Here is an 8,318-nt window from a genome sequence, read left to right on the forward strand (position 1 = left end):
GGTTCCGTTAACGACGTTGCAGTTGATCAAGTAGGGCGCCGCCTTCAAAGTGGTTTTCCATTGCTTCTTCCCAACTGCCAAACACATCTTCAACTTCAAACAGTTCGGTATCAGGGAATTGATCGGCAAATTCGGCCACAACCGTTTCGTCGTGAACGCGATAGTTAAAGCCTGCCAGCAAGCGCTGGGTGTCTTCACGGTAGAGATACTCAAGGTAACTCTGGGCAAGATCGCTGTTGCCATTGCGCTCAGCATTTTCACCCACCACCGCAACGGGGAACTCTGCCAGAATGCTGACCGGCGGCACGATGACCTCGTAGTCGTCGCTGCCGTATTCGCCACGGATGTTGTTTACTTCTGATTCAAAGCTGATCAATACGTCGCCGATGCCGCGTTCGATAAAGCTCGTGGTGGCACCTCGGCCGCCGGTATCAAACACCGCAACATTACGTAGGAAGGTGCGCATGAAGTCTTGAATCTTTTCTTCATCACCGTCGAATTCATTTTCCGCAAAGCCCCAAGCCGCTAGATAGGTATAGCGGCCGTTGCCGGATGTTTTAGGGTTGGGAAAAACGATTTGTACGCCTTCCTTCGCGAGATCATCCCAGCTTTCGATGCCTTTCGGGTTGTCTTTACGCACCAAAAACGCCGTAGTGGAGTAGTAAGGGGAGGCGTTATTGTCGAATGCGTCTTGCCAGTCTTCGGCCACTAGGCCTGCATCTGCAAGTACTTGAACATCAGTCACCTGGTTAAAGGTAACGACATCCGCACGCAAGCCTTGCATGATCGCGCGCGCTTGTGCTGATGAGCCGCCGTGGGATTGGCTAATAGCAATCTCTTCACCGTGCTCTTCTTGCCACCATGCTTGGAATTCCGGGTTGATAGCCGAAAACAGTTCACGGGCAATATCGTAAGAAGAGTTCAGTAACTCGCGCTCTTGCGCCATCGCCGTGTTTGAAACAGCGGTGACAGCCACAGTCGCGCCAACAGCGGTGGCTATCAGGCTGCGGCGCAGGCCAGTGCGGAAAAAAGTAGATCGCGTCATTACAGGCTCCTTGTATCTGGGGGCGATTTAATCGCAATGAGGATAAGGTTAAACCTGTGATTGTGGAATTACAATTATGTTTTATATTCTATTTGGAAATATGTATTTAAAGATATGCATTCATTGTCGGCTGAGCTTTAACGGCAGGGAGATGGGGCTTCTTAGGTGGCTCTGGTAAGATAGGGGCCTTCCTTTCCCCTGTTAACCTAGGAATGCACTATGAGCGCTGAGCAGGACTTCCTGATTGCCCCTTCGATTCTTTCCGCTAATTTCGCGCGTCTTGGTGAAGAGGTCGACAATGTGTTGGCCGCTGGAGCCGATATTGTCCATTTCGATGTCATGGATAATCACTATGTGCCGAACCTGACGATTGGGCCGATGGTCTGCAAAGCTCTGCGCCAGCACGGCGTGACGGCGCCCATAGACGTCCACTTAATGGTTAAGCCCGTAGATCGTATGATCGGCGATTTTAGTGAGGCTGGGGCGAGTTACATTACGTTTCACCCGGAAGCTTCTGAGCATGTTGATCGCTCGTTACAGCTAATACGCGATAGTGGCTGTAAAGCAGGGCTGGTATTTAATCCGGCAACACCGCTTTCGTATCTCGATTATGTCATGGACAAAATTGATATGGTGCTGTTGATGAGCGTTAACCCAGGCTTTGGCGGTCAGTCATTCATTCCCGGCACGCTGGATAAATTGCGTGAGGCGCGGGCACGTATCGATGCTTCAGGTCGTCCGATTCGCTTAGAAATCGACGGTGGCGTTAAGGTAGATAACATTGCTGATATCGCCGCTGCGGGTGCCGACACCTTCGTCGCTGGTTCAGCTATTTTTAACGCTCACCAGTCAAGCGACCCGCACGGTTACGATAGCGTTATCCAGCAAATGCGTGCCGAGTTGGCAAAGGATAACGGCTAAGCTAACAGCTTAATGCAATTTCATGCGGGGCTTTAAGTAGCGGTTTAACTTATCAACCAGCCATGCGAGTCCCGTTTTGGGTGCGCCATGAATAGAAAGCTGATGCATTCGATAAAGTGAAGCGTAGGCTTGGCGCGCTAACCAACCCTCTAAAAATAGCCCGCGAGACGCGGAGCTGCGCATCAACTTTCCTACCGCATCGTAGCGGGCGAGCGACACCAGCGAACCGTGGTCACGATAAGTAAAGTTTTGCAGTGGTTTGTTATCCAAGCAGTGCATCAGGTTTTTGGCGAGTAATGTTGCCTGTTGATGAGCTGCCTGTGCCCGTGGCGGCACGGAGATACCTTCACCCTGAGGGCAGTCGGCGCAGTCACCTATGGCAAAAATATAGGGGTCATCCACGCTCTGCAGCGTTTGGTGGACGTTAATTTGATTTTTCTTATTAGTGGTCAGGTCTAATTCAGTCAAAAATGGCGGTGCTTTGATACCTGCTGCCCACACATTTAGGTCCGTTTTGATAACCTCGCCGTCGCCTGTTACTAATTGATACTGCTGAGCTTCTTTAATAGCGGTGCCGACGTGAACGGTGACCCCCATGCTTTCCAGCTCTTGCAGCACTGTTTCGCTAATACGCTCTGACAAACCGGGCAGTAGGCGGGGGGCCGCTTCAATGAGGTGTACGCTAATCGTTTGGTGGTCAACAGCGGTTACGCCGTAGGCGTTAAGCAAGCGCGAAGCATCTAGAAGCTCGGCAGAAAGCTCTACGCCCGTTGCGCCGCCGCCCACGATGCCAATCGTCAGTTCAGCGTTTTGGCGCAGCGTTGGATCGGTATAACGCAAAAAGGTATTGATCATATCGCGCTGAAACGCTTTGGCCTGCTGAGGCGAATCAATAAAGTGGCAGTGTTCCGCAACACCCGCTGTACCAAAATCATTTGAAATACTGCCGAGCGCTATTACTAAATAATCGTAGGTTAGTTTTCGAGAGGGAAGGATTTCAACGCCGTCTTCATCTTTGATGGGTGCTAGGTGAATGACTTTTTGTTCGCGGTCAAGGCCATTTAAAGAGCCGCGCTGGTAGCGGTAATGGTGTGTGGAAGAGTGGCCGCGGTAATCCACTTCATCCATGCTGGAGTTCAATACTCCGGTCGCGAGTTCGTGTAAAAGCGGTTTCCATACATGGGTGGCATTGCGGTCTAGCAGGACAATCTCGGCGCGCTTTTTTTTGCCCAACGTGCGTCCTAAGCGTGTTGCTAGAGCAAGTCCGCCAGCGCCGCCGCCGACGATCACAATTCGGGGGATGGTCATTACTTTCTCCTCGGATAAGATGATCACAGCATAGAGCTTTCGGGCGTGGTTGGCGACGTGCTAAGTCGGTAGGATAAAAGAATCAGCTGCGATTACATTTACTAACGGCCATTTTTTGAAAAATATTTTTGCGTAGAGTAGGGAGAAAAAGCGTGCATGCCATTTTGCAGGGTAAACGGTTAATTGCATTTGATTTAGATGGCACTTTGATTGATTCGGTCCCAGACCTAGCGATAGCGGTTCAGCGCTCGCTCAGCGATGTTGGGCTACCTGCGCCCAGCGAAGAGTTTGTGCGTGACTGGGTGGGTAATGGTGCACAGGTACTTGTCGAAAGAGCACTAGCCTGGGCGTTATCAGAGGCGCCGGGGCAGGTATTACAAACCACCGCCTATGACGCTTTTATGCGCCATTACGGTGCTGCCCCCAATGCGCTAACCAGGCTCTACCCAGGCGTGCAAACAGCACTGCACGATTTGCACAAGGCGGGCTATCCGCTGGTGTTGATTACCAACAAGCCTGAGCGTTTTATTGCGCCAATTCTGAGCCACTTTGATCTGCTAACGCTCTTTACACATTGCATTGGCGGCGACACGCTTGCCGAGAAAAAACCCAGCCCGCTGCCGCTACTTCATGTGGCTCAGCAGTTGGATATCCCTCCTTCGGCAAGTGTCATGGTAGGCGATTCACGCCACGATATCGCCGCAGGCAAAGCTGCTGGCTTTACTACCGTGGCGTTACCTTACGGCTATAACCACGGCGAGCCAATTGAGCATAGCCAGCCTGATTTGATCATTAGCTCATTGCTGGCGTTGACGGAGTAAAACAGCCGATGTTGTTGTGCTAGGGCTACTTCTCTGCCCGTGCGCCGCCTAGGTATTCATGCATTAATTCAGCGTTATGGCGCAGCATAGCAGGGTAGTTATAGGCGGAGCCGTCGGCATCGCTCAAGGTATCTACGTATAAAGGCCCTGCCAGCGAAAGCTCCGTTTCTCGGGCATGCGCATCCATGTGGATATAGGGTGAGGTGCTTTCATAGAACAGTGCCGGCGGGCGTTTTTGTGAAAGGTGCATGCTCATTGCTTCCATCGCCTGCGCACTGCCAATTGTCTCACTGCCAATCCCCCAAATGGCTGCGTACTCAAAATCGTAAGCACGGGCAAAGTAGGCCATGGAGGCTTCGCTGGTAGTGAGCATGCGATTCGTTTGCGGAATGCCTTCCAAGCGCTCCCTGAGTTGATGATCTAACAGCGCTAGTGCTTCACGAGTTTCAGCGGCACGCGAGGTAAATGCATCAGCCTGCTCGGGATAGCGTTCGATAAGCGTTTTTTCTATCACATCAACATAAGCGGCTGCCCCTTTGGGGTCCATCCACATGTGCGGATCAGCGCTGTCTTTATATTGGCCAACCGGAATCGCTAGCGGCTCATAGTCGGCGCTTTCTGCAAGCGCTGTCAGCGTTAGTGTGTCGTCTGCCATGGCTTCAATATGCCGTATCCATGGCTCTAACCCATACCCGTTGTAGAAAACAATGTCAGCTTCCTCGACAGCCAGGGCATTTGGCGGTTGAAGCTCCCAGCGGTGCACATCTTCACCCGTAGGCACAATAGTGGTAATGCTGATGCTGTCGCCCGCGACACGCTTCACTAAATCTTTAATGACTGAAAACGAAGCGATGACGTTAAACGAGGTGTCTCCCAGCGCGTGAGTGCTGCTGACAGTCGTCATCAATACGAGCGTTATTATCCAGGGTGCTCGATTGTCCATGTCACGCTCCTAACGCATTAAAAGTCGGCAGATGATAAAGACAGTCAAGGCCTGTTGCCAGTTTCGTTATGCTGTCAAGTTGTTTAAACCTAGCAGGAAGGGCTAGCCAGTCGCTTTCAGGGTTTTTGATTACCTTGAAAAGCTCCTCACAATTTACTGATAAACTCAGCGTTTGTTCCTCACTGAAAATTACCAGAGTATTAGAAGTGCGAATGTCTTAGCCGACCCTTGGCCCTGCAAGTGGTGCTTGGGTTGGGGTATCATCCCTACCAAGTGGTTTGATTAATGTGATGGAGTAGCTGCGGCGATGGCGCAAGTGCAGGTAGTGCAACGTGTGTTGATGATCGATAACTACGACAGCTTCACGTTCAATATCGTCCAGTACCTGGGTGAGTTGGGTGCCGAGGTAATGACCTATCGCAACGATGAGCTTACCCTTGAACAAATTGACGCCTTAGCGCCTACTCATCTAGTCATTTCACCGGGACCATGCACCCCCAACGAGGCGGGTATATCGCTGGCTGCGATTGGCCACTTTGCGGGTAAACTGCCTATTTTGGGGGTTTGTCTTGGGCATCAGGCGATTGGACAAGTTTACGGTGGTAAAGTGGTGCGAGCACCTCAGGTAATGCATGGTAAAACGTCGGCTGTAGTGCACGGTGGGCAGGGGGTTTTTAGCGGGCTTGAAAACCCGTTAGAAGTGACCCGTTATCATTCACTCGTGGTAGAAAAAACAAGCTTACCGGAGTGTTTTGAAATCACTGCTTGGACCGCAGACGATGACGTTACGCCAGGGCTGATAATGGGCTTTCGTCATCGTAGCCTGGATGTTGAAGGGGTACAGTTTCACCCTGAGTCAATACTCACGCGCCAAGGCCATGCGTTATTGGCTAACTTTTTAAAACGCGGCTGATTGCCAAATTTATACGCTTTAGGGGCTTTTCTGTTCATGCAAATGCGAGATGCAATTAACGCGGTGATGCGCCGCGAAGACCTCTCTTTCAATGCGATGCACGCGCTAATGCGCCAGATCATGACCGGCGAAGCCTCCGATGCGCAAATTGGTGGCCTGCTAGTGGGACTTGCCATGAAAGGCGAGAGCGCCGAGGAAATTAGCGCGGCGGCACAGGTTATGCGCGAACTCATGAAGCGTGTTGAACTGCACACCGATAACGTAGTGGATATTGTCGGCACCGGTGGTGATGGTGCGAACCTGTTTAATGTTTCTACGGCGGCTAGCTTTGTAGCGGCTGCTGGGGGCGCTCATGTCGCCAAGCATGGTAACCGCAGCGTCTCTTCTTCGTCGGGCAGTGCAGACCTTTTTGATATCGCTGGCATTTACCTTGATCTTAAGCCTGAACAGGTAGCACGCTGTATCGAACAGGTTGGCGTGGGCTTTATGTTTGCCCCCAATCATCACCCGGCTATGCGCTACGCTATTGGGCCGCGTCGGGAGATGGGCGTGCGCACGCTGTTTAACATCCTTGGCCCGTTGACTAACCCCGCAAGTGCACTTAACCAGGTGCTGGGGGTTTACTCGCCGGAGCTAGTGCCGTTGATGGCTGAAGTGCTCCGCAAGCTCGGCAGTCGCCACGTGTTAGTGGTGTGCTCTGAAGATGGCTTGGATGAAATTTCCTTGGCAGCACCCACGCGCGTGGCTGAACTAAAAGATGGCGAAATTACTGAGTACACCATCACTCCAGAAGAGTTGGGTATTGAGCGACAAAGCTTAGCTACGCTTAAAGCAGCCAGCGCTGAAGACAGCTTACGACTGGTAAAAGCCGCATTGAGTGGAGAGGGTGCGGCGGCAGATATAGTGGCCCTTAATGCGGGTGCCGCACTTTACTGCTCTGGTGTGGCCGACAGCTTAAAAGAAGGGGTGATGGTGGCCCAGGATGCGCAGGCCTCAAAGTTACCGCTAGAGAAGCTTCGAGAGCTTTCACACTTCACTAGCGTCTTTAAAAGGTAAAAAATCTAATGACTGATCAGGCAACGCCAACAATTTTAACGCGTATTTTGGCTCGTAAAGACGAAGAGGTAGCCGAGCGCCGACAGGCGGTTTCTGAAGCAGATCTGCTGGCGTTGGCTGACAAACAAAGCGCCCCCCGCGGCTTTATTGCTGCACTGAATGCGCGTATTGCCGCTGGTGACGCAGCGGTTATCGCTGAGGTGAAAAAAGCTTCGCCTTCCAAAGGCGTGATACGTGAGGATTTTCATCCTGACGACATTGCCAAACGTTATGCAGAGGGCGGCGCAGCCTGCTTGTCAGTATTGACGGATGCCGATTTCTTCCAGGGGCATGAAGACTTTCTGATCGCTGCCCGCGATGCCTGTGACCTTCCCGTTATTCGTAAAGATTTTATTACCCATAGCTATCAGGTAACCGAGGCGCGCGCCATCGGTGCAGACTGCATCTTGCTGATTGTCGCTGCCCTAGACGACACTCAACTGCGCGATCTGCACCAGCAAGCTAATGCATTAGGCATGGATGTGCTGGTAGAAGTGCATGACGCTGTTGAGTTAGAGCGTGCCCTAGCGCTGGATTTAAAGCTGGTGGGCATTAACAACCGTAATTTGCATACCTTTGAGACCAGCCTGAACACCACATTAGACCTGCTGCCGCGCATTCCTGAAGGCGTCACGGTCATCACAGAGTCTGGTATCCATACCCGTGATGACGTGGAGCTTATGCGCGACCATGAAGTGAACGGTTTCTTAGTTGGTGAAGCCTTTATGCGTGAAGAGGACCCAGGCCAAGCCCTCAAGCAGCTGTTTTTTTAATCGATAGTGTTTAAAACGTTGATTAACTTGCCCGCTTGAGGCACGTAAGTAGCGCCTGAAGCGGGTGGTGTAATGTTTGCGCTGAGTAGCGTTTCACCTGGCTGCGGCAGGAGTAGCCGGTGGCGAGCAGCTTGCCCGTGTTTTCGTCGGCTTCCACCTGGGGCTGCCAGGATTGGGCATAAATGGTTTTGGAGGTTTCAACATTGCGGGTTTCATGCCCGTAAGTGCCTGACATGCCGCAACACCCTGTGGTGGCTAACTCTAGCTCTAAACCAAATGCGGCAAACACCTGTTGCCAGGCCTTTGGGCTGCCGGGGGCGTTGGTCTTTTCGGTGCAGTGGGAAAGCAGCTTAAAGCCAGGGTCGGTTAGGTTCAGTGGGCGAGGTGCTAGCGTGTTCATACGCGTGGCTAGCCACTCTTGCAGCATCAGCACGTTGGGTACTTGTTCACGGCCCAGGGCTTTGACGTACTCTTGGCGATAGGTCAGCGTCATCGCCGG

The 8,318-nt window shown here is 52.1% G+C and carries 8 protein-coding genes and 1 pseudogene; 5 read left to right on the forward strand and 4 right to left on the reverse strand.

What is annotated here, in order from left to right; translation table 11 throughout:
• Positions 1 to 7: 7 nt before the first annotated feature.
• The gene (gene cysP / locus K7H08_RS16990) at positions 8 to 1,045 is read right to left on the reverse strand and encodes a thiosulfate ABC transporter substrate-binding protein CysP (RefSeq protein ID WP_231658588.1); all 1,038 of its coding nucleotides are present in this window, start codon (positions 1,043 to 1,045) and stop codon (positions 8 to 10) included.
• 219 nt (positions 1,046 to 1,264) lie between these two features.
• On the opposite strand from cysP, the gene rpe reads away from it, so the two are divergent.
• A complete protein-coding gene (gene rpe, locus K7H08_RS16995) occupies positions 1,265 to 1,966 on the forward strand; it encodes a ribulose-phosphate 3-epimerase (protein WP_231658589.1) in 702 nt (233 codons plus the stop codon).
• Between the two features lie 9 nt (positions 1,967 to 1,975).
• Here rpe and K7H08_RS17000 read toward each other — a convergent pair whose 3' ends face one another.
• A complete protein-coding gene (locus tag K7H08_RS17000; protein WP_231658590.1) occupies positions 1,976 to 3,274 on the reverse strand; it encodes an NAD(P)/FAD-dependent oxidoreductase in 1,299 nt (432 codons plus the stop codon).
• A gap of 152 nt (positions 3,275 to 3,426) precedes the next feature.
• Here K7H08_RS17000 and K7H08_RS17005 point away from each other — a divergent pair, with 152 nt between their 5' ends.
• Positions 3,427 to 4,095 (forward strand): phosphoglycolate phosphatase, encoded by a 669-nt coding sequence (locus tag K7H08_RS17005; RefSeq protein WP_231658591.1) that lies wholly within the window; start codon positions 3,427 to 3,429, stop codon positions 4,093 to 4,095.
• A gap of 25 nt (positions 4,096 to 4,120) precedes the next feature.
• Here the strand turns inward: K7H08_RS17005 and K7H08_RS17010 are convergent, their stop codons facing one another.
• Positions 4,121 to 5,038 (reverse strand): metal ABC transporter solute-binding protein, Zn/Mn family, encoded by a 918-nt coding sequence (locus K7H08_RS17010; protein ID WP_231658592.1) that lies wholly within the window; start codon positions 5,036 to 5,038, stop codon positions 4,121 to 4,123.
• Between the two features lie 307 nt (positions 5,039 to 5,345).
• Between K7H08_RS17010 and K7H08_RS17015 the strand changes: the two genes are divergently transcribed.
• Genes K7H08_RS17015 through trpC form a run of 3 tightly spaced genes read left to right on the forward strand, consistent with a single transcriptional unit; the run spans position 5,346 to position 7,819 of the window.
• Positions 5,346 to 5,951 (forward strand): anthranilate synthase component II, encoded by a 606-nt coding sequence (locus K7H08_RS17015; RefSeq protein ID WP_231658593.1) that lies wholly within the window; start codon positions 5,346 to 5,348, stop codon positions 5,949 to 5,951.
• Positions 5,952 to 5,987: 36 nt separating this feature from the next.
• On the forward strand, positions 5,988 to 7,007 hold the full coding sequence (gene trpD / locus K7H08_RS17020) for an anthranilate phosphoribosyltransferase (protein WP_038482819.1): 1,020 nt from the start codon (positions 5,988 to 5,990) through the stop codon (positions 7,005 to 7,007).
• Between the two features lie 8 nt (positions 7,008 to 7,015).
• Positions 7,016 to 7,819, forward strand: a complete 804-nt coding sequence (gene trpC, locus K7H08_RS17025; RefSeq protein WP_231658594.1) for an indole-3-glycerol phosphate synthase TrpC — start codon at positions 7,016 to 7,018, stop codon at positions 7,817 to 7,819.
• 22 nt (positions 7,820 to 7,841) lie between these two features.
• Here trpC and K7H08_RS17030 read toward each other — a convergent pair.
• A pseudogene (locus tag K7H08_RS17030) lies at positions 7,842 to 8,318 on the reverse strand ((Fe-S)-binding protein); the annotation flags it as partial.

It is taken from the genome of Halomonas sp. IOP_6, assembly GCF_021151565.1.
Taxonomy (GTDB): domain Bacteria; phylum Pseudomonadota; class Gammaproteobacteria; order Pseudomonadales; family Halomonadaceae; genus Vreelandella; species Vreelandella alkaliphila.